Here is a 25,806-nt window from a genome sequence, read left to right on the forward strand (position 1 = left end):
ATTTAAGTGAATTGTGTAAGCATATTAATGTATTTAACCATATAAGTAATGTAAGTAAATTTAAGCAAGCAGAATATGCAAACAATTTGTTACTTCATTGAAATAATATCACTTATATGGTGAAAAATATAAAAAAAATCCCGAAAGTAAACCTTCGGGATTTCGCGCAATCAGTATAGTTTTAATAAAATATTCTGAATTTAGTAAGCACGTAAAACTATTTATTCTTTTTTGCTTTTATCATCATTTCAAGCTGGTCCCAAAGCTCTTCTGGGATTGCTTCTAATAAATTGAATTGTCCTGCACCTTTCAGCCATTCGCCTCCGTCTATTGTGATAACATCTCCATTTACATAAGCTGAAAAATCAGATACTAAATAAGCAGCCAAATTGGCTAATTCTTGGTGATCTCCAACACGTTTCAAAGGCACTTTTTTTGCCATATCAAACTTTTCGGAAAGATCTCCTGGTAATAACCTGTCCCAAGCTCCTTTTGTTGGGAATGGTCCTGGGGCAATAGCGTTTGAACGAATTCCATATTTTGCCCATTCCACAGCAAGACTTCTTGTCATGGCTAGAACTCCTGCTTTTGCAGTAGCACTTGGTACAACATACGCAGAACCAGTCCAAGCATAAGTCGTTACAATATTTAAAATCGTTGCCGATGTTTGTTTAGTGTCAATCCAGTGTTTTCCAAAAGCCAGTGTACAGTTTTTAGAACCTTTAAGTACAATGTCTATAACAGTATCAAATGCATTTGCAGACAAACGTTCTGTTGGAGAAATAAAATTTCCAGCAGCATTGTTCAAAAGAACATCTACTTTTCCAAAAACTTTTAAGGTTTCCTGAAGCATATTTTCTACTTCTTCATAATGACGAACATCACATTGAAGAGGCAGACATTTCCCGCCAGTTTCATTTTCAAGTTCCGCTGCAGTAGTTTTTAGCTTTTCTAAATCTCTAGAAGTTATAGCGACTTGAGCGCCTAATTCTAGAAAATATTTTGTCATCGCTTTTCCTAAACCGCTTCCGCCGCCTGTAACAACGATAACTTTTCCTTTTAAAGCGTCATCACGTAACATTTTATCTGTATAGCTCATACTTTTCTTTTTTTACAATATTAATTAAAAAAATAGGATGCACGCATAATAAAGTTGTAAAATTTTGATAAACTTTATATTTCGCATAGTTTTTTTGCGGCAGCTTTTAGTGTTAAATTATCTTTAGCGAAGCAAAAACGTATTAATTTCTGGTCTTTATGATCAGAGTAGAAAGTTGAAATAGGAATCGCGGCAACGCCATGATTAATAATTAGATTTTTGCAGAAAGACACATCATCTTCATCAGAAATAGCAGCATAAGAAGCTACCTGAAAGTAAGTCCCTTCACATGGTTTCAATTCGAAACGGCTGTTTTGAAGTAGTTTCTGGAAATAATCTCTTTTTTCCTGATAGAATTTCCCAAGTAAATTGACATCAACAACGTCTAAATATTCGCTGATCGCAGCTTGTGAAATACTGTTTACACTGAAAACCAAAAACTGATGTACTTTTTTGATTTCTTTCATTAAATGTTCCGGAGCAATAGTGTAACCAATTTTCCAACCCGTAATATGAAATGATTTTCCAAAGGAGGAAACCATAATACAACGATCTAAAAGGAAATTTTTGGTATGCGCCGAAATATGTTTTTCTTCAAAAGTAATGTATTCATAAACTTCATCAGATAAAACCAAAAGATCGGGATATTTTGAAAGTATTTTTTTTAATTGATCAAAATCAGCTTCAGTTAATATTTTTCCTGTCGGATTATGCGGATTATTGATGATAATCATTCGGCTTTTATCTGAACAGGCTTTTTCGATTGTCTCCCAATTTGGAGTATAATCATCGTTTAGCGCCACACGAACAGGTTTTGCATTGCATAGTAAAACAGGTGATTCATACGAATCATAACTTGGATCAAGAATAATTACTTCATCATTTTCTTTAACCAAAGCCAAAATCGATGTGAAAATTCCCTGTGTTGCGCCAGCGGTAATCAAAAGTTCTAATTCAGGATTAATCGTTCTGTTGTATGAACTCTGAGTCAATTTGGCAACTTTGTTCATCAATGGCGGATAACCTGCCATTGGTGTATATTGATGTACGTTTTCCTTTGATAATCTTGCCACTATATCTGTTAACCTTTCGTCAACAGGAAAATTCGGGAATCCTTGAGAAAGATTTATTGCATTATATTCAGCAGCCATTTTTGACATTACCGTGAAAATGCTTGTGGTTACGTTTGGAAGTTTACTCATGATAAAGTTTGATTTGGGAAAACTGTTGAGTGCGATATGAAAAACGGACTGAATTTAACTATTTTAAAGTTATTGGAAGCGAATATAAAACTCTAACTTTCTTACCATCTTTTTCTCCAGGAGACCATTTAGGGCATTTTTTCAAAACTCGAATTGCTTCAGCTCCTGTGTTGAAGCCTGCATCTCTAAGGATTTTTATATCAGTTAATGCGCCATCTTGCTCAACTATAAAGGTTACGTAGATTTTTTTTCCTTTGAAGTCAATATCTTCATCAGGATTTTTGAAATTATTTTCTACAAACTTATAGAATTTCTCAAAACCTCCCGGAAAGATTGGTTTAACATCTATTCCTGCGGTATTGTAAATTGTTTTATCGCTATTCGTCGGAACGTTTTCGTCAATAATTAAATGTGAATCGAAATAAAGATCTTTATCTTCAACTATAACAGGCTCTGCTTTTTTTGTTTCTGAAGCTTTTGTTTTAGAAACTTGTTTAGTGTTTTGAGAAAACACAGTCTGCAGGCAGCATAGAAAAATCAGGGTTAAAAGCTTTTTCATTACGACAACTTTTAAATTTACATTTTATGAATAATAAAAATAGTAGGGCGATTGTGTAAATCTACTTTTAATTTTTTCCAGTCAGAAATTTTCATTGTTTTAATAAATTCTGTTGGTAAAGTAATATCTGTTGCAATACATAAATGTGTTGACGGATTTACAATCTGTAAAATATCTTCAACTAATTTATTATTTCTATAAGGTGTTTCAATAAAAATCTGAGATTGATTTTTATCGTGAGATAATTTTTCAAAATGTCTCAATGCCGATTTTTTTTCGTCCTTGTCAATTGGTAAATAGCCATTGAAAGTAAAGCTTTGACCATTCATTCCAGAAGCCATCATAGCCAATAGGATAGAAGAGGGGCCAACTAATGGGACTACTTGAATTCCTTTTTCATGCGCCAATTTTACAATAACGGCACCAGGATCAGCAACACCTGGGCAGCCCGCTTCACTCATTAAACCCATATTTTTCCCCTCTAGTAAAGGTTTGATAAAGTCTAAATGTTCGCTTGGTTCCGTTCGTTTATTAAGAGTGAAAAGAACCAATTCTGATTGTTTTTTTTCAGGATAAACTGCTTTTATTGATTTTCTAGCAGTTTTGTCATTTTCGACAATATAGTGATCTATAAGTTCGATACTTCTTCTAACGGTTTGCGGCAAAACATCCATCGGATCGCTTTCGCCCATTGTAGTTGGAATTAAATATAGTTTTCCTAGAAGTTTCATTTTGTGATATTTTATAGTTTAAAACAAAAAATGTATTTTAATTATTTATGAATAACTAAAATACAAATTAAATTATGAATGTTTTTTGATAAGTTTTTGGGCAATTACTTCAGATGCTTCGTCCAACATTTGATAAACATTATCAAATCCGTTTGCAGCTCCGTAATAAGGATCTGGAACATCTACATTTTCATCTGGGAATAATTCATTCAGAATAAGATGAACTTTATTTTTGTGTTCGGGAGTTTTGGCAAGATGAAGGACGTCTCTTAAATTTGAATTATCCATTACATAGATATAATCAAATTCATCAAAATCAGAAGTTTTAAATTGTCTTCCTTTTTGATTGTCAATACATAAGCCGTTTTTTTTAGCCACAGCAATAGAGCGTTTGTCTGGCGCGTGGCCTATATGCCATGATCCTGTTCCAGCAGAATCAACGATGAATCTATCATTAGGTAATTTTGAAGCTAGTATTCCTTCTGCTAAAGGAGATCTGCAAATATTTCCTAAACAAACCATTAAAATTTTTACTGGCATGATTCGCGTTTATAGCGTTAGTTTTTTGTTGATGTCTTCGACAAATTTTTTGAATTGTTTGTCTGTAGAAACTAAATTGTCAACAGTTTTGCAGGCGTGTAAAACAGTGGCATGATCTCGGTCTCCAATTTGTGAACCAATATTTGCCAAAGAAGCTTTGGTGAATTTTTTTGCAAAAAACATAGCCAACTGCCTCGCTTGAACAACGTGCCTCTTTCGTGTTTTAGATTGAAGCGTTTCAATGTCAAGTTGAAAATAGTCAGATACAATTTTTTGAATATAATCGATAGAGATTTCTCTCTTAACGTTTTTAACGAATTTCTCTACAACACTTTTAGCAAGCTCAATCGTAACCTCTTTTTTATTGAAAGAAGATTGGGCGATTAACGAAATGATTGCACCTTCTAATTCTCTAACATTAGATTTGATGTTGCGCGCAACATATTCTATAATATCTTCTGGCATTTCAACTCCATCACGATATAAAATGTTTTTTAAGATTGAGATACGAGTTTCGTAATCAGGCTGGTGCAATTCTGCAGATAATCCCCATTTAAAACGAGATAATAAACGCTGTTCAATATCCTGCATATCAACAGGAGCTTTATCCGAAGTTAAAATTACCTGTTTTCCGTTTTGGTGCAGGTAGTTAAAAATGTGGAAGAAAACGTCCTGAGTTCCTGATTTTCCTGACAAAAACTGAACATCATCAATAATTAAAACGTCGATTAATTGGTAAAAGTGAATAAAATCATTACGATTATTCTTTTTAACCGAATCAATATATTGTTGTGTGAAAATCTCGGCAGAAATATATAAAACCGTTTTTTCTGGGTATTTATCTTTTACTTCTACACCTATAGCATGTGCTAAGTGTGTTTTTCCTAAACCAACTCCTCCAAAAATCAATAACGGATTAAATGAAGTTCCTCCAGGTTTGTTGGCAACAGCCATACCTGCAGAACGAGCTAAACGGTTTGAATCTCCTTCAAGGAAATTATCAAAGCTGTAATTAGGATTTAATTGAGATTCAATTTTTAAATTTCTAATTCCCGGAATTACAAAAGGATTTTTAAGCTCTGGATTTAAGTTTTTAAACGGAGCATCAACCTCTTGCGGTTTCATTGGCACTCTGTTGGAACTTGGCAGCTGCTCGGTAAACGGCTGTTTATTTCCATAAGTGTTCTCCATTTTAATTTTATAGAGTAACTTTGCGTTTTTTCCTAGTTCTTTGGTAAGCGCAACTTTCAATAATTTTACGTAATGCTCTTCGAGCCATTCGTAGAAAAATTTACTTGGTACCTGAATATATAATGCGTTGTCGGTTAGCTCAACTGATTTGATTGGTTCGAACCAAGTTTTATAAGCTTGATCTTGAATATTGTCTTTTATAAAGGACAAACAGTTTTCCCATACCGATTGAGCAGTTTTAGTCATAAATTCAGATAAGTTTTTTTATTATTGATAAAGATTCTCCTAATAAAAAAGGAGCAATTTTATTCCGTATTTCGGGATAACAAATATGTGAACAAATTTCTGTAAAAAAAAATATTTTGGGGTCTAATTTTATAAAAAAATGTTGTAAGGACGTTTTTGAAAGTTAATTTTTTTTAATCTGTAAATAATGAAAAATCATCAAACGCAAGTGCGTGTTCGTTACTCTGAAACAGACCAAATGGGGGTTGTTTATCACGGAAATTATGTGCCTTATTTTGAAATTGGACGCGTCGAATGGCTTAGAAATAAAGGGATTTCGTATGCCAGCATGGAAGAAAGCGGAATTGGCCTGCCAATTGTTTCGATGCAGATTAATTATAAAAAATCGGCACGCTATGATGAGCTTTTAACAATTCATACCACGTTCAAAAGTCAGTCTTCTGTTAAGATTGAATTCGACTGCGCAATTTATAATGAGTCAAATGAGTTATTAACAACAGCAGTGTTTATTTTAGTATTTATTTCGTTAAAATCGGGTCGCCCGACTGCACCTCCAAATTACATTTTAGAATTATTTAAAACACTTGAATAATTGTTAAAATGAGATGTGTTTTAATGTTAATTTATATAATTTTAATATCGATTTCAAACATTAAATCAAAAATGTCGAATACTGATTCGGCATTTTTTTTTCGTGTTTTGGTGATTATTTTGCCAATTGGAAGTCCAGAATCTTCATCCATTTCCATTTCTTGAGAAGTAATTTCGAGTTTTTTTTCTTTTATAACCCGCATTACTTTGTTCATGTTTTTATAATCGAACGAAATTAAAAAATGAACGTCAATTGTTTTTTCAACAATTTCACAAACTTCTAATGTCATTTGAGCCGTTGTTCGATAAGCAGCAATTAAACCGCCTACACCTAATTTAGTACCTCCAAAAATACGAACCACAACTATAAGAACGTTTGTTACGCCAAAAGATTGTATTTGTCCGTAAATAGGTGCGCCGGCTGTATTGCTTGGTTCGCCATCATCATTTGCCCGATAGGAAATTTTTGGAGCAGTGCCCAATTGATAAGCATAGCAGTAATGTACAGCGTGCGGATGAAGTTTTCTTAAATTCTCAATTATTGGTTTTACTTCCTCCTCATTTTCTATAGGAAAAGCATAACCAAAGAATTTGCTGCCTTTTTCTTTAAAAAGTACTTCTTCAGATTCAATTGCTATGGTTTGATAAGTATCGCTGTATTCCAAAATTAAAATTCTAAATTGAGTTTTTTTGCCATGAATTACACAAATTTTCCCGAATTTTATTTTGATCCAATTCTATTAGTGAAAATTTGTGTAATTCGTGGCAGTATTTTTTTATCCTTTTAATCACATTAATTGGTGACTAAATATTTTTATAATATCCCTTTGTTATATAAATCGACAACATCTTCTTTTCCGACTTGTAGATTCCAAACTTTAATTCCTAAAGTTGCAGCACTGTTTGTGTTTTCTGTTTTGTCATCAATAAACAAAGTGTTTTCCGGAACTAGATTGTGTTTGTCAAGTAAAACTTGGTAAATTTTTGAGTCTGGTTTTCTTAATCCCATTTCAAAAGAAAAATAAACTTTCTCAAAACAATTGTAAAAATCAGTATAAAATGGTGCGCCGCTTTTTTTCTCGAAAGTCGCAATATGAATAGAATCAGTATTACTTAATAAAAACAAGCGATATTTTTTTGAGAGCTCTTTTAGAAAGTCTAATCTATAAGAAGGAAAATCAGCCAAAACGGCATTCCAAGCTTCGAGAATTTCTTCAATGCTTGCATTTGGAAGCTGTTTTTGAAAACCAGCCACAAAATCATCATACGAAATATCTCCAGTTTCAAATAATAGATTCAAACGATCAAGATCAGCATTCCATTCTTTTAATCCTAATTTCTGTAATCCCGAAATAGTTCCTTGTTTGTCCAGATTGATAAAAATATCACCAAAGTCAAAAATTATAGTATCAATCATGATTTCTTACATATATTAATTCGTCGTTCTGAATATGAGTTTTTGCTTCATTCTTCTTTTTAAGCTCTGGCGCTTTCGTGCCTTTTTCAAATGTATTCTTTCCAATAAAAATTCGAGCTTCATCCCAAATGTTTTTATCAATAAAAGATTGCAGTGTTTGTTTTCCGCCTTCAATAATTATAGATTGAATTTGATGCTGATATAAAACCGATAAAATATTCTCAATCGTATTTTTATTAAAATCAATCTTTTCAAAAAGTGTATTTTCAGTCGAAATAGTATTTTCTGATTTTGTTAAAACAATTGTTTTTACACTGTCATCAAAAATAAAACTGTCTTTTGAAATTCGGTTATTTTGATCTAAAACCACGCGAACAGGATTGTTTCCAGACCAATCTCTAACATTTAATTTAGGATTATCATCAATAACAGTTTGTGTGCCAACTAGAATTGCCTGTTCTTCGCTGCGCCATTTATGAACTAATTGACGAGAAAATTTATTAGTAATCCAAACCGGTTTTCGTTCCTGATTAATTTCTTTTTCAGGAGCTAAATATCCGTCCAGACTTTCTGCCCATTTTAGTATAATATAAGATCTCTTTTTTTGATGAAAAGTAAAAAAGCGTTTATTGAGTTCATTACATTCGTCTTCTAAAACACCTACAATTACATTTGCGCCGGCTTCAACAAGTTTTCTGATTCCGTTTCCAGCTACTTTTTCATTTGGATCAACAGTTCCTACAACAACATTGGGAATTTTATTTTCAATAATTAAATCACAGCACGGAGGTGTTTTTCCAAAATGACTGCAAGGTTCTAAACTAACATAAATTGTAGCTTTCTTTAAAAGCGATTTGTCTTTTACAGAACGTACTGCGTTTACTTCGGCATGTGGTTCACCGGCTTTTTTGTGCCAGCCTTCTCCAATAATTGTATCATTATAAACAATTACACTTCCAACCATTGGGTTTGGATACGCTGTTCCGAAGCCATTTTTGGCTAGTTCAATGCAGCGTCTTATGTATTTTTCATGTATATTCACCCTGCAAAAGTAGTTATTTTTGAGTTTAGTCTCAATAATGGTTTGGATTCGATTAGTGATCAAAAAAACTATTTTACATTTACAATAGGATTGAATAATATAAGAAAAATGAATAATTGGATTGTAAGAAAAATTGAAAATAAAGACAATCAGGCGGTTGCGAAATTAATAAGGTCGGTTTTTGACGAAATGGAAATTCCAAAAGTAGGTACCGCATACGAAGATCCGTATTTGGATTTAATGTTTGAAGAATATAGTAAGCCAAATTCGGTTTATTTTGTAGTTGAAAACGATGGTAAAATTTTGGGCTGCGCAGGAATTGCTCCATTAGAAAACAGTGATCCAAAAATTTGTGAATTGCAAAAGATGTATTTTTTGCCTGAAACACGTGGTTTAGGAATAGGAAGTATTATGATGGAGAAATGTTTAGAGCAGGCAAGAAATTTTGGCTTTGAAAAATGTTATATCGAAACAATGCCTTTTATGCACGCCGCTCAAAAATTATATAAAAAATCAGGTTTCGAATATTTAGATGCTCCATTAGGTTCTACTGGGCACGATTCTTGCCCTGTATGGATGTTGAAAAAATTATAAGTTTATGAAAAAAAGTGTTTTTGGTTTTCTTTTGATTTCAATTTTGTTTTCTTGTAAAGATACTAAAGAAGCAAAATCGATAAAGAATGCCGTAATTGCAAAAGACTCAGTAATTACTACTGACGAAAGTAAAATTACCACATCAGAAGAAGAATTTAAAAATGAATTTGATATTCTGATACCACAAAACTATCGAACTTATGATAATCAAAATCCTGTAACGGCTTTAAATAATAAATGGATTGAGTTGTATCAGGAAAATGATGAGTATTTTTTAGGGAAACCTAATTTTAAAATTGAAAAAGGATACAGCGAATGTTCAGGTGATTCTCTTCTTTCAATTTTACCTAAAAAGAAAGTTTTGCTATTGATGGATTATCCTGAATTGAAAACGGGGAAAGTAAAATCAATAAAAATTGAAGAAGATAAAATATGGCCAAAAGAAAAGTTGAGTTTTACTTTTGGTAATCTTAATTACACTTTACGCGGCGAAGGAAAAGTTCTTTCTGAGGAACGAGTGAGTACTGACGATGATAAAATAGAGATTTTTAAGAAAGTAGAAGATTATAAACTGTATTTAACCGTTGGGAGTAATCCAGAAAAACTTCTTTTAACTGAAATGTCGTTTAACGACACGTTTGTAGAATTGCTTTTTGCAGGAGATATTGACGGAGATGGAAAACTTGATTTTGTTTTTGGGGCAAATAGAAATTACGAAGAAGAACGAGTAATTTTGTTCCTTTCTTCAAAAGCTGAAAACGGAGATTCAGTGAAGAAAGTTTCAGAAATAGCAGTGCAGTTTGACTGCTAATTAAAAAGAGATATATAAAATGAAAATTAAACAATACCGAACTCAATTTATAAAAGAATTATCGCCTTTTTATGATGCATACGAAGCGGAGAGTCTTTTCTATTTGATTTTAGAAGATAAACATAAGTTAAGACAAATAGATTTGGCATTAAATCATGATTTGACTTTTAGTGAAGCTGATTTTACAGTATGGAATTCGATATTGGAAGAATTGAAAAAAGAAGTTCCAATTCAATATTTACTTGGGAAAACGCATTTTTACGGTTTAGAGTTTGAAGTAAACGAAAATGTATTGATTCCAAGACCAGAAACCGAAGAGTTGGTCGAATGGGTTATCAACGAGAATAAAGCGATTGATAAAAAGAAGAAAATTAAAATTCTGGATATAGGAACAGGAAGCGGATGTATTGCTATTTCACTGGCTAAAAATTTACCAAATGCAGAAGTTTATGCAATCGATGTTTCGAAAAAAGCACTTGAAACTGCTAAGAGAAATGCAATAAGTAATAAAGTTGAAATAATTTTTATGCTTAAGAATGTTCTAGAATTAGAAATTTTGAAATCAAATTACGATATAATTGTTTCCAATCCGCCTTACGTTCGCAATTTAGAAAAAGAAGAAATCAAGAAAAACGTTCTGGATTATGAGCCTCATTTGGCGCTTTTTGTTGAGGATAACGATGCGTTGATTTTTTACAGAAAAATTGCTGATTTAGCCAAAAAGAACCTTTTAGAAGATGGTCAGCTGTATTTTGAAATTAACCAATATCTTGGAAAAGAAATGACGGACTTATTAGATGAAATGAATTTTAAAAGTATCGAATTGCGAAAAGATATTTATGATAATGATCGAATGATTAAAGGCAATATTTAAGTGTTTAGTAAATAGAACGTTCTAATGAATCTTCATTGAACTGAACACTAAATTACTAAAAATTATTCGTATCGAAGTGCTTCAATTGGGTCTAGTTTTGAAGCTTTAATTGCTGGATATAAACCTGAAACAATTGCAACGGCAAAACTGGTTCCGAAGGCAATCAGTATAGCAAACCATGGGACAACGAATGTAAAACTCATTGCAGTTGCAATACCAAAACCGATTAACATTCCTAGAAAAATACCCACTAAACCTCCAATTTGTCCAATTAATAAGGTTTCAATGAAGAATTGAAATGCAACGGTTGATCTTTTTGCTCCTAATGCTTTTCGAACGCCAATTTCGCGTGTTCGTTCTGTTACTGAAACGATCATGATATTCATTAATGCGATCGATGAACCTAATATTGTAATTACACTAATAATGGCAGAAGCCCAATCTAAATATTTGGTGATTCCTAGAATTCTATTAATTAAATCATCGCTTCGGCCAATCCCAAAATTATTATCTTTAACTGGGCTCAATTTGCGAACTCTGCGCATAACACTTGTTGCATCATCAATGGCTTGATCTAAAAGTTCTTTTTTAGATACCATTACACTCATCGTATAATTGATATTGGGAGCAGTAAATAAAGATCGCGCCACCTGAATAGGAATTAAAACGCGTAAATCCTGACTGTTTCCAAAAGTAGATCCTTTTTCTTTTAAAACTCCAATTACCTTAAAACGAGCGCCTCGAATAGAGATAACTTTGTCAATTGGATTAACATCTTTCAGTAAACCTTTTTCAAAATCAGAACCAACAATGCAGGTGTAAGTATTATTGTCGATGTCAAATTGATTAAACGATCTGCCTAAAGTTGTTTCTAAACCAGAATTAGAAATATAGTGTTCATCGACTCCAATGATCGAAATTTCAGGATCAGTTTTAGTATCCTGAAATTTTACCTCCGCTTTTGATGTGGCAGTAAACGAAAGAGAAGTTTCGGTAAAAGGATATTTGTATTTGTTTTTGAATGCAACAGCTTCTGGATAAGAAATAATAGGATTAATAACTTCACGTTCGTTTCCGCCGCGATTTCTAACCGTATTTGCATACTGTTTGATGTTGAATGTATTAGCACCCATTGAAGCGAAATTGGTCGAAACAGTATTTTCGAGTGCAGTTACAACAGTTAGAATTCCAACCAATGCCGTGATTCCGATAGCAATAATTAATACAGTAAGAATGGTTCGCAATAATTGTGTTTTGATAGAACCAAAAGCAATTCGGATATTTTCTTTAAATAATTTTAGCATCATGACCAATTTGTCACGAAAATACGGTTTTTGTTACAAGTTTGTTTTCGAACACGTATTATTTATTTTAAAAAGTAAGATATTTGCAACCTTAATTAAGTCGAAAGTTGGAAAGTATTAAAGTCGAAAGTGCAAAAATCCAACAATCAAAAAAAACTAGAAATAAATTAATGCTATAGGTTTTATATTTTAGGCTTCAAAGAAATCTAAAATCTAAGATCAGAAATCTAAAATAATAAGAAATGGCTTCAAAACCAAGCATTCCGCAAGGAACAAGAGATTTTTCGCCTGCAGAGGTGTCAAAACGTCAATATATAATTCAGGCGATAAAAAATAATTTTGAAAAATTTGGTTTTCAGCCAATTGAAACACCTTCGTTTGAAAATTCAGACACCTTAATGGGAAAATATGGAGAAGAAGGAGATCGTTTGATTTTTAAAATATTGAATTCAGGAAACTTTTTCTTCAATAAAAATAAAATTGAATTACCAGAATCTATAGAATCACTTCAAGTTAATTCAGCAGAAACTATCGATCTTAATCAAAGAATCGAACTGAATAAATTTACAGGAAAAATTTCTGAGAAAGCACTTCGTTACGATTTAACAGTTCCATTTGCTAGATACGTTGTACAGCACCAAAATGAAATTGAATTTCCTTTTAAAAGATATCAAATTCAACCTGTTTGGAGAGCAGATCGTCCGCAAAGAGGACGTTACAGAGAATTCTATCAATGTGATGCCGATGTTGTGGGTTCAAAGTCACTTTGGCAGGAAGTAGAATTGGTTCAATTGTATGACACTGTTTTTACCTCTTTAGGATTAGAAGGTGTTACTATTAAAATTAACAACCGAAAAATATTATCAGGAATTGCCGAAGTTATTGGTGCGTCTGATAAATTAATTGATTTTACAGTTGCTCTTGATAAACTGGATAAAATTGGTGAAGACGGCGTGAAGAAAGAAATGATCGAAAAAGGTATTTCTGAAGAAGCGTTGGTAAAAGTACAGCCGCTTTTTAGTTTTACAGGGACGTTTGCAGATAAAATCAAACAGCTTTCAGAATTATTAGCGTCATCTGAAGAAGGAACAAAAGGAGTTGAGGAACTTAAATTTATTTGTGACAATGTGGCAACTTTAGGTTTGTCTACAGCAATTTTGGATCTTGATGTGACACTTGCTCGTGGTTTAAATTATTATACCGGAGCTATTTTTGAAGTTGCAGCACCAAAAACCGTTTCAATGGGATCTATTGGAGGCGGTGGAAGATACGACGATTTGACGGGTATTTTTGGATTGAAAAATATGAGCGGTGTTGGAATTTCTTTTGGATTGGATAGAATTTATTTAGTTTTAGAAGAACTGCAGTTGTTTCCAGAAACCGTTGCAGCTACTTCAAAAGCATTGTTTATCAATTATGGAGATAATGAGGCTTTGTATGCTTCAAAAGCCATTCAGAAATTAAGAAAAGAAAATATAAAAGTAGAATTATACCCTGACAATGTAAAAGTGGGCAAGCAGTTTCAATACGCTGATAAACGTTTGATTCCATTTGCTGTAATTGCAGGAGATCAAGAAATCGCTTCAAATTCTTACGCACTTAAAAATTTAGTGACAGGAGAGCAGATTTCTGTTGACTTTGAAGGATTGAAAGCTGCTTTATTGGCATAAGATTTTAACCGCAAAGTGCGCTAAAATTTAATTTTGCTTCACGCATAGAAAACACAAAGTTCGCAAAGCTACATCAACACAAAGCTTTGCGAACTTTGTGTTTTTATAAAACCAGACTTTTAAAAAACTTAGCGTACTTTGCGGTTATTTCGCTAAGTTTTTGTTTTGATTGAAAAATAAAAACGCACAAAGTTCTGAAAGTGATTGTGTTAATAAATCTCAGTCTTTATCTGCTTATATCTTTTTAAAATTTGCCCGAAATAGTTGGTAGAAAAGAAAAAAAAGCCTTTAATTTGCGGCCTTGAGTTACGGGCGTAGTTCAAGGGTAGAATAGCGGTCTCCAAAACCGTTGATGGGGGTTCGAATCCCTCCGCCCGTGCAATATTTCTTATCGAAAAGGAAACAAGGATTTTATCTAAGATACTATCAAAAAAAGTTCGCAAGGCTAAATTAATACAAAGCTTTGCGAATTTTTTTTGAAGTCAAGAGTAAAAATCTTAGCGTTCTTTGCGGTAAATTTTTCTCAAAAAGCATAAAAAAAGCTTCGTCTCTACTATAAGGCGAAGCTTTTTTTAATATAAGGTAAACTTGAATTAATAATTATTTATGAGGCCGAAGCCAACCCTTAAATTCAATTTTGATAGGTAATAATTTAGTTTCCAATTTTGAACTCAAATTTAACATAAACTAAAACGTAATAGTCTTAAAATTATACTAAATTTTAATTTAGGGATTCGGTTTTTAAAACTCTCATAATTAATAAAGTGACAATTTGACATTTTATAAGATTTGGCAGTACTTTTGCAATCCAACAGAAAGAATAAAAAATGAAGTTTAAAAATATTTTTAAAAATAAAAGTAATATGACTACGGAAAATACAGAATTCGATCAGGAATTAGATGATGTAACGTTAGAGAACAATGCCAACGGTGAGCAGTTAATTGTTGAAGAATTAAGTGTTGAAGAGCAATTGGCTCAAGACTTGGCAAAAGAAAAAGATAAGTTTTTGAGATTATTTGCCGAATTTGAAAATTACAAAAAAAGAACTTCAAAGGAGCGCATCGATTTATTCAAAACGGCAAATCAAGACGTTTTGCAAGCAATGCTTCCTGTTTTAGATGATTTTGACAGAGCAACTGTAGAGATCAATAAATCTGACGACGAAAATTTGAAAAAAGGAGTTGAGTTGATTCATGAAAAATTGAAAAACACTTTAATTTCTAAAGGTTTAGAGCAGGTTGAGATTAAAGCAGGTGATGCTTTTAACGCAGATATTGCTGAAGCAATTACTCAAATTCCAGCTCCTTCGGATAAATTAAAAGGCAAAATTGTTGATGTTATTGAAAAAGGATACAAATTAGGAGATAAGATTATTCGTTTTCCTAAAGTTGTTGTTGGAAACTAAAATGCAAATAGATTCTAGAAATCAATTTTTAAATTGAAATTTGGAATTTGTAGTATTGGAATTTAACCTAAATTATGAAAAAAGATTTTTACGAAATACTAGGCATTTCTAAGAGTGCTGATGCTGCCGAAATAAAAAAAGCGTACAGAAAAAGTGCGTTGAAATATCACCCGGATAAAAATCCAGGCGACAAAGAGGCAGAAGAAAACTTTAAATTAGCGGCAGAAGCTTACGAAGTATTAAGCGATCCTAACAAAAAAGCAAAATACGATCAATACGGACATCAAGCATTTGATGGTTCTGGCGGATTTGGCGGTGGCCACGGCGGTATGAATATGGATGACATTTTCAGCCAGTTTGGTGATATTTTTGGAGGTGGATTTGGAGGTTTCGGAGGCGGAGGCGGAGGTCCTCGTCGCGCTAAAGGAAGTAATCTTCGAATTAAAGTGAAACTAACTTTAGAAGAGATTGCAAATGGTGTTGAGAAAAAAGTAAAAGTAAAACGTAAAGTTCAAGCTAAAGGCGTAACGTATAAAACGTGTACGACTTGTAATGGTCAAGGACAGGTAATGCGTGTTACAAATACCATTTTAGGAAGAATGCAGTCAGCGTCAACTTGTCCTACTTGTGGAGGTTCAGGTCAAATTTTAGATAAAAAACCTTCTGAAGCAGATGCACAAGGAATGGTGGTAGAAGACGAAACAGTTTCTATCAAAATTCCAGCTGGTGTTGTTGACGGAATGCAGTTGAAAGTTTCTAACAAAGGAAATGATGCCCCAGGAAATAGTATTCCAGGAGATTTAATCGTTGCCATTGAAGAGTTAGAACACGAATTCTTGAAACGCGAAGGCGAGAACATTCATTACGACTTATACATTAGTTTTCCAGAAGCTGTTTTAGGAGCTTCAAAAGACATCGAAGCAATCAACGGAAAAGTTCGTATTAAGTTGGAAGAAGGAATTCAATCTGGAAAAATCTTAAGATTAAAAGGAAAAGGAATTCCAAGTATAAACGGTTACGGAAGTGGTGATTTATTAGTTCACGTAAACGTTTGGACTCCAAAAACATTAAATAAAGAGCAAAAACAATTCTTTGAGAAAGCTCTAAATGATGAACATTTTGTACCGAGCCCGGAAAAATCAGAGAAATCGTTTTTCGAGAAAGTAAAAGATATGTTCTCATAAATAGCACTTTTTTTGAAGATGTACATAAAAATCAAAACCCATTCTAAACATAAATAGAATGGGTTTTTTGCGTATTATAATGTAGATTCCGTGTGAATTATTTACTTTTACAGACTGTTGGCAAAAATAAAAAAGCCACTAAAAGAAAACCTAAAAAATAAAATGAGCAACTTACTCGAAGTACATAAAGTCGTAAAACAATATGGCGATTATGTAGCGCTTAACGAAGTTTCATTAAATGTGCCAAAAGGCAGTATTTATGGACTTTTAGGTCCAAATGGAGCTGGAAAAACTTCTCTAATCAGAATCATCAATCAAATTACAATGCCAGACAGCGGTGAAGTAATTTTAGATGGCGAAAAATTACAGCCAAAACACGTTCAAACTATAGGATATCTTCCAGAAGAAAGAGGTTTGTACAGTTCGATGAAAGTGGGTGAGCAGTGTTTGTATCTGGCGCAAATGAAAGGACTTTCTAAAGCCGAAGCAAAAAAACAGCTGGATTATTGGTTCGATCGTTTAGGTATTCAAGGTTGGTGGAATAAGAAAATTCAAGAATTATCTAAAGGAATGGCGCAAAAAATTCAGTTTGTGGTTTGTGTATTGCATAAACCGAAACTGCTGATTTTTGATGAGCCTTTTTCAGGGTTTGATCCTGTAAATGCCAATATTATAAAAGATGAAATTTTAGCATTAAAAGAACAAGGTTCAACCATTATTTTCTCGACACACCGAATGGAAAGCGTTGAGGAACTTTGCGATCATATAGCTTTAATTCATAAATCGAATAAATTGATCGAAGGAAAAGTAAGCGATGTAAAACGCCAGTTTAAAACCAATAGTTTTGAAGTTGGAATTTTGACTGACAATGTCGAAGGTTTGATGTACGATATTACACAAAAATTTACCGTTTCGCCAGCTAATTTCAAATCGTTAAATGACGATTTGAAATTAAATATCCAAATAGGAAATTCAGCTCCAAATGAATTATTGAATGTGCTGACACAACGCGGACAAGTAACGCACTTTGTAGAAAAAATTCCAAGTGTAAACGATATTTTTATTCAAACAGTTACCGAAAATAAGTTTTAGATTTTAGAGTGAAGAACTAAAATTTAAATCAACAACCTAAAAATCTAAAATCTAAGTATGAGTATCATCTCGTTGATTATAAAAAGAGAATTCATTGCAAAAGTTCGCAATAAATCTTTTGTTGTCATGACTTTTTTGAGTCCACTTTTGTTTGTAGCGATAGCTGTATTTATTGGCTATTTAAGTTCAATGAAAGCAGAAACAAAGCGTATTGCAATTCATGACGAAACCGGGCTTTTTGCAGCTGATTTTTTAAAAGAAAATAAAAAAGGAGCCGAATTTAAATACTTTAATTTATCAGAAATTGAAGTAAAAGCTTTGAAAGACAGTATTACAAAAGAAAATTTCAGTGGTTTAATCGTTATTCCAAAAACGGCTGATATTAAAGATTTAGAAAGTAAAATTGAATTTATTTCTAATAACAGTCCAAGTATTTCTTTTGTAGAAAATACTCAGGATATTATTGGCAATAAAATAACCAAACTGAATCTTGAAAAAGCAAAACTGGATACTTTAGCAATTCAAAAAGCACAGTCAGATGTCAATATTCATTTGATAAAAGCATCAGGAGAAGAAAGTTTAAAAGGCTTGAACGAAATAAAAATTGCAATTGGAGGCGCTTTTGGTTATTTGATTATGATGTTTATTATCATTTACGGAAATATGGTAATGCGAAGCGTAATCGAAGAAAAAACCAATCGAATTATCGAAATCATTATTTCATCAGTAAAACCATTTCAGTTAATGATTGGTAAAATTGTTGGAACTTCGTTAGCTGGAATTCTGCAGTTTATGATTTGGGCAATTATTGGTTTAGGTTTAATGTTTGCTGCTTCGACATTTTTTGGAGTTAATGTTGGTCCAACAGCTAGAATTTCGCCAGAATTAATGCAATCAGCTCAGCATCAACTTTCGGGTTCAGCACAAATGTATATCGCTGAATTATGGAATCTGCCAATTGCGAGTATTATAATTGGATTTATAGTTTATTTTATTGGAGGTTATTTTCTGTACAGTTCATTCTATGCGGCAATTGGTGCAGCGGTTGACAATCAAACAGATTCACAACAGTTTTTACTGCCCATTTTAATGCCTCTTATTTTGAGTGTCTATATCGGATTTTTTACAGTTGTAAATGATCCACACGGAACAGTAGCCGTTGCATTTTCAATGATTCCGCTTACATCGCCAATTGTTATGCTAATGCGTATTCCGTTTGGCGTGCCGTGGTGGCAAATCGCAATTTCGGTATCATTATTGTTTGCTACCTTTTTCCTTGTTGTCTGGTTCGCCGCAAAAATTTACCGTGTAGGTATTTTAATGTACGGCAAAAAACCAACTTGGAAGGAATTGTATAAGTGGCTTAAATATTAATTTTTGAAGCTGCTAAGGTGCTGAGGTTCTAAGATGCTAAGATTTTTTAGCTTCTTGCAGAAAAACCTCAGTACCTTAGCAGCTTAGAACCTTAGAACCTCAAAAAATGAGTAAAATACTAATTATCGAAGACGAAGCAGCGATCAGAAGAGTTTTGGTAAAAATATTATCAGAAGAAAATGATTCCTATAAGGTAGATGAAGCAGAAGACGGTGCTGCAGGTCTTGAAAAAATAAAAAACAACGATTACGATTTGGTTTTGTGTGATATCAAAATGCCAAAAATGGATGGTGTTGAGGTTTTAGAAGAAGCAAAAAAAATAAAACCAGAAATTCCGATGGTTATGATCTCTGGTCACGGCGATATGGAAACAGCAATTCATACCATGCGTTTAGGAGCTTTTGATTATATCTCAAAACCGCCAGATTTGAATCGTTTACTAAATACAGTTCGTAATGCTTTAGATAAAAAACAATTAGTTGTTGAAAATAAAATTCTAAAGAAAAAAGTCAGCAAAAATTACGAAATGATAGGCGAGAGCGACTCAATTAATCATATTAAAGTGATGATTGATAAAGTAGCTCCAACAGAAGCCAGAGTTTTAATTACAGGTCCAAACGGAACAGGTAAAGAATTAGTCGCACATCAATTACATGAAAAAAGCGAGCGCTCTAATTATCCTTTAATCGAAGTTAACTGTGCTGCAATTCCGAGTGAATTAATTGAAAGTGAATTGTTCGGACACGTAAAAGGTGCTTTTACATCGGCGGTTAAAGATCGTGCTGGAAAGTTCGAAGCTGCTGATAAAGGAACTATTTTCTTAGATGAAATTGGTGATATGAGTCTTTCGGCGCAAGCCAAAGTTTTGCGTGCACTTCAGGAAAATATGATTACTAGAGTTGGTGCAGAAAAGGATATTAAAGTTGATGTTCGTGTCGTTGCCGCAACCAACAAAGATTTGAAAACAGAAATTGCCGAAGGTCGTTTCCGTGAAGATTTATATCATCGTTTGGCAGTTATTTTAATAAAAGTTCCGCCATTGAATGAAAGACGTGACGACATTCCGGCTTTGATTAAGCATTTTGCAGAAAAAATTGCATCAGAGCAAGGAAATGCTGTAAAAGGATTTTCGGCACAAGCCATAAAATTATTGCAAGAATACGACTGGACAGGAAATATTCGTGAACTTCGAAATGTAGTCGAGAGATTGATTATTTTAGGAGGAAGCGAAATCTCTGAAACTGATGTAAAAATGTTTGCAAGCAAATAGGGGCTTCGCGCAATAAGCTATAAGCTTTATGCTTTAAGCTAAAAAAAACATAATAAATTTGGTCTAAAGCTTATTGCCTAAAGCTTAAAGCTAAAAAAAATAAATAATTTTTGCTTACGGCGTATAGCTTAAAGCTTAAAGCTTAAAAAAATGAAACTAAAAAAAATAAACGAGAAATTACAGGACGCCCTAATTGAAAATGGTTTAACAGAAGCAAATGCTTTACAGCAGGAAACTTTTTCGACTATAAAAAGTGGTGCGGATTGTTTGATTGTTTCTCCGGAAGGAAGTGGTAAGACAACTACGATTGTATTGAATGTTATTCAGCAATTGGCAGGAAAAACCGAAGAATCGCCTCGTGCTTTGATCATTGTTGAAGACAAAGAAAAGGTTCTTGCAATGGAAGAACTTTTTGAAAAGTATGGAAAATATACTAATCTTGAAGTTTACGGTGTACACGATAAAGGCGACATGGATTACGATAAAAATTATGTTTCTACGGGAATTGATGTTTTAATTGGTACACCAAATAAATTGAGCGATATGTTTTCGACTGCAGGTTACAATGTAAACCGCTTAAAAATGTTTATTTTGGATGATGCTGATCCTATTTTGAAATTGCGTCATGAAACTAAAATAATGCGTATTTCTAATAGTATTGCAAAAACACAGCGTATCGTTTTTGCTGAAACTTTGACAGAGCGTATCGAGATCCTGACAGGCAAAATGTTGTTAGAGCCTTATTTTTTCGATATGGATGAAGAAGGTGAAGAAGAATTGGATGAGGATGAAGAAGATATCGAAGAGGAAGAATAGTCAGAAATTAGATAAAAATAAAGTGTTATGGGATTAATGAAAGTGTATTCAGGTAGTGAAATATTAGCAATTGCTTTACAGGAAAAACTAGAAGAAGCAGGTGTAGAAACAGTTAAAAAAGATAATATTCAATCGTCTCGTTTAGGAGGTTTTCCTCGTACCGATTTGGCTGTTGAAATTTTTATTCAAGAAACTGATTTTGCAAAAGCAAATCCAGTTATCGAAAATTTCAGAATGAGTATTTAAAAGAAGTCTTCAGTCACAATGGAAACAGAAAATGGAGACTGAGCGCTGAAAACAAAAAAGCATGCAATACAAAATGTTAGTTCTCGACATGGATGATACCTTGTTGACCGACGACCACAAAATATCAGATTTAAATAAAAAAGTACTTTTAGAAGCTCAGGCAAAAGGTGTTTATGTTGTTTTGGCTTCAGGAAGACCAACTTCTGCAATGACTTCTTATGCCAAGGAATTAGAACTAGATTTGAATGATTCCTATATCATTTCATTTAATGGTGCCATTATAAGTCAGGCAAAAGATGATCAAATTTTATTTGAGCAGAAATTAACTGTTAAGCAAATTCACGATTTGTATGATTACAGCGTGAAAACAAAAACGCATATCATAACTTACTTGGATGATGAAATTATAAGCGAAACAGATTCTGAATATATTGAGGTTGAAAAGGAAATTACAGGAATGGCGCATCGTAAAGTGGCGAGTTTTAAAGATTATATTGATCGACCAGCTGTAAAATGTATTTTGCTAGAAAATCCAGCCTATTTAAAATTGGTAGAAAATGATTTAATTAAAGCAATGCCGCATTTGAGCGTTTCTATGTCGAAACCTTTTTTCTTAGAAGCGGCACAGCAAGGAATTGATAAAGCGGCTAGTTTAAAACTTTTGGCAGAGAAACTTAATATTCATCAAAGCGAAATTATTGCTATTGGAAATGCAGGAAATGATTTGACCATGATCGAATATGCTGGATTAGGAGTTTGGGTTGATAATGTAACACCTGAATTGCGTGATAAAGCAGATTTAATTGTAGCTTCAAATAATAATGACGGCGTTGCTGAAGTAGTACAAAAGTATATTCTAAATTAATTTTTGATGAAAAAACCAATCGAAACAGAACGCTTGCTATTACGTGAAGTGATTGCTTCAGATCTTAATGGAATGTTTGAGTTAGATTCTAATCCGAATGTTCATATTTACATTGGAGGGAAGCCTGTCACTACTATTGAACAGAGTGCAGCATACATTGAAAATCTTCAGCAGCAATACAAAGATTTTGGAACTGGACGCTGGGCAGTAATTCTAAAAGAAACAAATGAGTTTTTAGGTTGGTCTGGAATTAAATTTATTACCGATGAAATCAACAACCATAAAAATTTCTATGAAATTGGTTATCGTTTTATAGAGAAACATTGGGGAAAAGGATATGCAACCGAAGCTGGAAAAGCTTTTATAGAGTATGCTTTTAATAATTTAAAAGCTGATGCTGTTTATGCCTATGCAGATGCCGGCAATGATAACTCAAGAAAAATACTAGAAAAATTAGGTTTACGTTATGTAAATTCTTTTGAGTATCAAGAAGAACTAGAAGTTTGGTATGAGTTAAAGAACCCAAACGTATAGTTTCTAAGAAATGCGTCCCAAATCTTTGAAAGCTTAATAAAGTTTGCAAAGATTTGGAAAACGTAGTTTCTTAAATTATTTTTTAGCTACAGAAACAAAATATTTATTTCCGTCACCCATTGTCAATTTAACACGCTCGTCGCAAAGGTCGATTGCAAAATTAGCGCTTTCGTAACAGCTGCAAGTTGTGTTTTTGTCTTTAGACATTTCAGTTTTACAATTATTGTTTTTAAATGTCGCCAATTGCGGTGTATATAAACTTACTAAATCAGTTGAAGCCGTTACCAATGAGATGATGCTTGCTGAATTGTTATTTGTAATTCTGTAAACAATTCTATCAGTATAGTTTACTTCGTTTACCGTTACTTTACGAATGTAGGTATAAGCTGTTGATCCTTCACCTGGCTCTTTTACTTCAAATTTAAATCCAACAGCACGAATGGCAATATCAAATTGAGACTGCGAATTTAAGCTCGCCCAAGTTGTTAAGGTACTAATAGACGGAAATGGATTTGCAGCAGGAGTATTAGTTTGCGCCTGCGAACTAAAAATGGTTAAGAACATTAAGCAGATTGTGGGTAAAAATGCTTTCATAATGGAATTTGTAATTTTTAATTTTTGCCTACTCTTTCTGGTTTTCGGCGTTCCCATGCTTTTTGTAACAAAACAACAACATAACGATTGAATTTCAAAATAGTTATGCTCGAATTGTTATAATATTAGTAATAACGGTCATTTATTTTAGAATCTTAATTAAATCTCGCTAAAGACTTAAACAAAGTTAAATGTAAGAAAATTTTAAGCCAATACTTGAAAAAAATGCGCTTTACCGATGTAATTTGCACTTAATCGATGTTTTTGTCATTTTATTCTTATTGAATCCCGATTTTGTTTTTTTAGAATTAATTATGCTTGCGATTTGCGATATGGTTAATTAAGACGATTTTAAACAGGTGTTTAATGCAAAATATTGATATATAGTGTATTATTGATTTTATTTTAAAAAATATTGTACGTAAATTTGCAAACTCTTTAAAAGAGATATAAATATAATACCTTACTGCTTAAAACGTAGTGTGTTCCCATGGAAAATAGAAAAAAAGTTGCTTTTTATACGCTTGGATGTAAACTGAATTTTTCAGAAACGTCTACAATTGCCAGAAATTTTAATGACGAAGGATTCGACCGCGTCGATTTTGAAGATGTAGCAGACATTTATGTAATCAATACTTGTTCTGTAACAGATAATGCCGATAAGCAGTTTAAGCAGGTAGTAAAGAAAGCAATGAAACTTAATGATAAGGCATTTGTTGCAGCAGTGGGATGTTATGCGCAGTTGAAACCTGAAGAGTTGGCAAATGTTGACGGAGTTGATTTGGTACTTGGAGCTACAGAAAAATTTAAGATTACAGATTATATTCATGACTTAAGCAAAAATGATATGGGTGAAGTTCACTCATGCGAAATTGCTGAGGCTGATTTTTATGTTGGAAGTTATTCAATAGGAGATCGTACTCGAGCTTTCTTGAAAGTTCAAGACGGCTGCGATTATAAATGTACGTATTGTACAATTCCTTTAGCAAGAGGAATTTCAAGAAGTGATGCTTTAGAAAATGTATTGCAGAACGCCAAAGAAATCTCGGCTCAAAATATTAAAGAAATTGTTTTAACTGGAGTTAATATTGGAGATTACGGAAAAGGAGAGTTTGGAAATAAAAAACATGAACATACTTTTCTAGAACTTGTTCAGGCTTTAGATAAAGTTGAAGGTATCGAGCGTTTAAGAATTTCATCTATCGAACCAAACTTGTTGAAAAATGAAACGATAGAATTTGTTTCAAAAAGCCGCACTTTTGTGCCTCATTTCCATATTCCGTTACAATCAGGAAGCAATGATATCTTGAAATTAATGAAACGCCGTTATTTACGTGAAGTGTATACTGAACGTGTGAATAAAATTCGTGAAGTAATGCCTCATGCTTGTATAGGAGTTGATGTAATTGTTGGTTTTCCAGGAGAAACAGATGAGCATTTCTTAGAAACATATCATTTCTTAAACGAAATGGATATTTCGTATTTACACGTCTTCACCTATTCTGAAAGAGATAATACAGAAGCTATAGATATGCCTGGAGTTGTTCCTGCAAATGTAAGAGCAAAAAGAAGCAAAATGCTTCGCGGTTTATCTGTAAAAAAACGTCGTGCATTTTATGAAACCCAATTAGGAACAAACAGAACAGTGCTTTTTGAAGGAGAAAATAAAGAAGGTTATATTCATGGTTTTACAGAGAATTACGTAAAAGTAAAAACACCATGGAATCCTGAATTAGTAAATACGCTGCAGGAAATTAATTTAACTAAAATTGATGAAGACGGAAGCGTTCGTTTAGAGTTTATAAATAAATTGGCCGAAGCTTAAAAAAGTATAGTTGAACTTTGTCAAAGTTTTAAACTTTGACAAAGTTTATTTCAATAAATTACACAAAGTATTGTCATTTCGACCGAAGGGAGAAATCGCACTAGTTTGTCGACAAAGATTGGAGATTTTCTATGCGGAATTACTAGTGCGATTTCTCCCTTCGGTCGAAATGACAAATAAAAAAGCTATAACTACTTCTGATTTTCAGGAATTACCAATTTCAAAGAATTGATATAATCGGTGTCAAATTCAATAACTCGGATTTTTTGCGGATTAAAACTTAATTCTCCGCCAAATTGACCTTTTGTATCCAAGAAATCAATTATAAGTTCTTCGTCGTTTAAAGAAATTAATTTTCCTAAATAAGCTGATTTTGCTGATTTTTTCGAAATCTGAAAAATACCATGTTTATTGTTGATGAAATTTAAAATCGAATTCAAATCCCGAATCGGAATAATATCTTCGGCATTTGTTTTTAAACCTTTTAAGCGAATCACTTTTTCTATAAAAGCCAAATCCTGATCTCTGTGAACAGCTTCGATATTTTTGTTTTTCAAAATGACAAAACCATCCAAAATATAATCAACTGGATTATTTCGGAGCAGAATCCAATCATCAGAATAGTCAATAAGAAATCCTGTAAAAATTTCTTTTTTATCCTGAAATTCTATCGCTATTAATTGTCTTAAATATTGTTCCATCATATATTTTCTAAAAATTCCATCCCGA

Annotated in this window: 27 protein-coding genes and 1 tRNA gene; 16 read left to right on the top strand and 12 right to left on the bottom strand. The window is 32.9% G+C overall.

Annotation, left to right across the window (positions count from 1 at the left end; translation table 11 throughout):
- Positions 1-217 precede the first annotated feature (217 nt).
- From ACHRV0_RS05360 to dnaA, 6 genes are all read right to left on the bottom strand, one after another.
- Positions 218-1,099, bottom strand: a complete 882-nt coding sequence (locus ACHRV0_RS05360) for an SDR family oxidoreductase (protein ID WP_164973650.1) — start codon at positions 1,097-1,099, stop codon at positions 218-220.
- Positions 1,100-1,173: 74 nt separating this feature from the next.
- Complete coding sequence (locus ACHRV0_RS05365) at positions 1,174-2,301, bottom strand: methionine aminotransferase (RefSeq protein ID WP_395440144.1); 1,128 nt, start codon at positions 2,299-2,301, stop codon at positions 1,174-1,176.
- A 58-nt stretch (positions 2,302-2,359) separates the two neighbouring features.
- Positions 2,360-2,860 (bottom strand): energy transducer TonB, encoded by a 501-nt coding sequence (locus ACHRV0_RS05370; RefSeq protein WP_395440145.1) that lies wholly within the window; start codon positions 2,858-2,860, stop codon positions 2,360-2,362.
- Positions 2,861-2,877: 17 nt separating this feature from the next.
- The gene (locus ACHRV0_RS05375; protein ID WP_129022901.1) at positions 2,878-3,591 is read right to left on the bottom strand and encodes an SAM-dependent methyltransferase; all 714 of its coding nucleotides are present in this window, start codon (positions 3,589-3,591) and stop codon (positions 2,878-2,880) included.
- Between the two features lie 72 nt (positions 3,592-3,663).
- Positions 3,664-4,131, bottom strand: coding sequence for a low molecular weight protein-tyrosine-phosphatase (locus tag ACHRV0_RS05380; protein WP_395440146.1), 468 nt, complete (start codon positions 4,129-4,131; stop codon positions 3,664-3,666).
- A 9-nt stretch (positions 4,132-4,140) separates the two neighbouring features.
- The gene (gene dnaA / locus ACHRV0_RS05385) at positions 4,141-5,568 is read right to left on the bottom strand and encodes a chromosomal replication initiator protein DnaA (protein ID WP_065451227.1); all 1,428 of its coding nucleotides are present in this window, start codon (positions 5,566-5,568) and stop codon (positions 4,141-4,143) included.
- 187 nt (positions 5,569-5,755) lie between these two features.
- Between dnaA and ACHRV0_RS05390 the strand changes: the two genes are divergently transcribed.
- Positions 5,756-6,160: a thioesterase family protein gene (locus ACHRV0_RS05390; protein ID WP_089052871.1), complete on the top strand. Its 405-nt coding sequence runs from the start codon at positions 5,756-5,758 to the stop codon at positions 6,158-6,160.
- Between the two features lie 31 nt (positions 6,161-6,191).
- Here ACHRV0_RS05390 and ACHRV0_RS05395 read toward each other — a convergent pair whose 3' ends face one another.
- From ACHRV0_RS05395 to ribD, 3 genes are all read right to left on the bottom strand, one after another.
- Positions 6,192-6,824: a YigZ family protein gene (locus ACHRV0_RS05395; RefSeq protein ID WP_089053085.1), complete on the bottom strand. Its 633-nt coding sequence runs from the start codon at positions 6,822-6,824 to the stop codon at positions 6,192-6,194.
- Positions 6,825-6,973: 149 nt separating this feature from the next.
- Entirely contained in the window at positions 6,974-7,576 is a 603-nt protein-coding gene (locus tag ACHRV0_RS05400) for an HAD family hydrolase (protein WP_395440147.1), read from the bottom strand.
- Complete coding sequence (gene ribD, locus ACHRV0_RS05405; protein WP_395440454.1) at positions 7,569-8,618, bottom strand: bifunctional diaminohydroxyphosphoribosylaminopyrimidine deaminase/5-amino-6-(5-phosphoribosylamino)uracil reductase RibD; 1,050 nt, start codon at positions 8,616-8,618, stop codon at positions 7,569-7,571. The genes ACHRV0_RS05400 and ribD overlap by 8 nt, the downstream gene beginning before the upstream one ends.
- A 108-nt stretch (positions 8,619-8,726) precedes the next feature.
- Here ribD and ACHRV0_RS05410 point away from each other — a divergent pair, with 108 nt between their 5' ends.
- From ACHRV0_RS05410 to prmC, 3 genes are read left to right on the top strand one after another with little or no spacing between them, the layout of a single operon-like run.
- Positions 8,727-9,212 carry a GNAT family N-acetyltransferase gene (locus ACHRV0_RS05410; protein WP_395440148.1) on the top strand — a complete coding sequence of 162 codons (486 nt, stop codon included), beginning with the start codon at positions 8,727-8,729 and terminating at the stop codon, positions 9,210-9,212.
- A gap of 4 nt (positions 9,213-9,216) precedes the next feature.
- On the top strand, positions 9,217-10,023 hold the full coding sequence (locus ACHRV0_RS05415; RefSeq protein WP_395440149.1) for a hypothetical protein: 807 nt from the start codon (positions 9,217-9,219) through the stop codon (positions 10,021-10,023).
- Between the two features lie 19 nt (positions 10,024-10,042).
- Positions 10,043-10,897, top strand: a complete 855-nt coding sequence (gene prmC / locus ACHRV0_RS05420; RefSeq protein ID WP_395440150.1) for a peptide chain release factor N(5)-glutamine methyltransferase — start codon at positions 10,043-10,045, stop codon at positions 10,895-10,897.
- 62 nt (positions 10,898-10,959) lie between these two features.
- Here prmC and ACHRV0_RS05425 read toward each other — a convergent pair whose 3' ends face one another.
- Positions 10,960-12,204 carry an ABC transporter permease gene (locus ACHRV0_RS05425; protein ID WP_129022907.1) on the bottom strand — a complete coding sequence of 415 codons (1,245 nt, stop codon included), beginning with the start codon at positions 12,202-12,204 and terminating at the stop codon, positions 10,960-10,962.
- 239 nt (positions 12,205-12,443) lie between these two features.
- Between ACHRV0_RS05425 and hisS the strand changes: the two genes are divergently transcribed.
- From hisS to ACHRV0_RS05480, 11 genes are all read left to right on the top strand, one after another.
- Positions 12,444-13,871: a histidine--tRNA ligase gene (hisS, locus tag ACHRV0_RS05430; protein WP_395440151.1), complete on the top strand. Its 1,428-nt coding sequence runs from the start codon at positions 12,444-12,446 to the stop codon at positions 13,869-13,871.
- A gap of 308 nt (positions 13,872-14,179) precedes the next feature.
- Positions 14,180-14,250: transfer RNA gene (locus tag ACHRV0_RS05435), tRNA-Trp, on the top strand.
- 448 nt (positions 14,251-14,698) lie between these two features.
- Positions 14,699-15,277 (top strand): nucleotide exchange factor GrpE, encoded by a 579-nt coding sequence (locus tag ACHRV0_RS05440; protein ID WP_089052879.1) that lies wholly within the window; start codon positions 14,699-14,701, stop codon positions 15,275-15,277.
- Between the two features lie 74 nt (positions 15,278-15,351).
- On the top strand, positions 15,352-16,461 hold the full coding sequence (dnaJ, locus tag ACHRV0_RS05445; RefSeq protein WP_089052880.1) for a molecular chaperone DnaJ: 1,110 nt from the start codon (positions 15,352-15,354) through the stop codon (positions 16,459-16,461).
- 162 nt (positions 16,462-16,623) lie between these two features.
- On the top strand, positions 16,624-17,553 hold the full coding sequence (locus tag ACHRV0_RS05450; protein WP_395440152.1) for an ABC transporter ATP-binding protein: 930 nt from the start codon (positions 16,624-16,626) through the stop codon (positions 17,551-17,553).
- Between the two features lie 57 nt (positions 17,554-17,610).
- Positions 17,611-18,927: an ABC transporter permease gene (locus ACHRV0_RS05455; protein WP_089052881.1), complete on the top strand. Its 1,317-nt coding sequence runs from the start codon at positions 17,611-17,613 to the stop codon at positions 18,925-18,927.
- A gap of 106 nt (positions 18,928-19,033) precedes the next feature.
- The gene (locus tag ACHRV0_RS05460) at positions 19,034-20,197 is read left to right on the top strand and encodes a sigma-54 dependent transcriptional regulator (RefSeq protein ID WP_129022910.1); all 1,164 of its coding nucleotides are present in this window, start codon (positions 19,034-19,036) and stop codon (positions 20,195-20,197) included.
- Between the two features lie 150 nt (positions 20,198-20,347).
- On the top strand, positions 20,348-21,013 hold the full coding sequence (locus ACHRV0_RS05465) for a DEAD/DEAH box helicase (RefSeq protein ID WP_395440153.1): 666 nt from the start codon (positions 20,348-20,350) through the stop codon (positions 21,011-21,013).
- Between the two features lie 27 nt (positions 21,014-21,040).
- Positions 21,041-21,259 (top strand): putative signal transducing protein, encoded by a 219-nt coding sequence (locus tag ACHRV0_RS05470; RefSeq protein ID WP_129022911.1) that lies wholly within the window; start codon positions 21,041-21,043, stop codon positions 21,257-21,259.
- Between the two features lie 61 nt (positions 21,260-21,320).
- A complete protein-coding gene (locus ACHRV0_RS05475; RefSeq protein WP_395440154.1) occupies positions 21,321-22,124 on the top strand; it encodes a Cof-type HAD-IIB family hydrolase in 804 nt (267 codons plus the stop codon).
- A gap of 6 nt (positions 22,125-22,130) precedes the next feature.
- Positions 22,131-22,658 carry a GNAT family N-acetyltransferase gene (locus ACHRV0_RS05480; protein ID WP_395440155.1) on the top strand — a complete coding sequence of 176 codons (528 nt, stop codon included), beginning with the start codon at positions 22,131-22,133 and terminating at the stop codon, positions 22,656-22,658.
- A 75-nt stretch (positions 22,659-22,733) separates the two neighbouring features.
- Here the strand turns inward: ACHRV0_RS05480 and ACHRV0_RS05485 are convergent, their stop codons facing one another.
- Positions 22,734-23,252 carry a hypothetical protein gene (locus tag ACHRV0_RS05485; protein WP_089053087.1) on the bottom strand — a complete coding sequence of 173 codons (519 nt, stop codon included), beginning with the start codon at positions 23,250-23,252 and terminating at the stop codon, positions 22,734-22,736.
- Between the two features lie 490 nt (positions 23,253-23,742).
- On the opposite strand from ACHRV0_RS05485, the gene mtaB reads away from it, so the two are divergent.
- The gene (gene mtaB, locus ACHRV0_RS05490; RefSeq protein ID WP_395414263.1) at positions 23,743-25,077 is read left to right on the top strand and encodes a tRNA (N(6)-L-threonylcarbamoyladenosine(37)-C(2))-methylthiotransferase MtaB; all 1,335 of its coding nucleotides are present in this window, start codon (positions 23,743-23,745) and stop codon (positions 25,075-25,077) included.
- Positions 25,078-25,268: 191 nt separating this feature from the next.
- On the opposite strand, the gene ACHRV0_RS05495 is transcribed toward mtaB, so the two are convergent.
- Positions 25,269-25,778, bottom strand: coding sequence for a hypothetical protein (locus ACHRV0_RS05495; RefSeq protein ID WP_089052888.1), 510 nt, complete (start codon positions 25,776-25,778; stop codon positions 25,269-25,271).
- Positions 25,779-25,806 lie beyond the last annotated feature (28 nt).

This window comes from Flavobacterium sp. FlaQc-30 (genome assembly GCF_044005885.1).
GTDB lineage: Bacteria > Bacteroidota > Bacteroidia > Flavobacteriales > Flavobacteriaceae > Flavobacterium.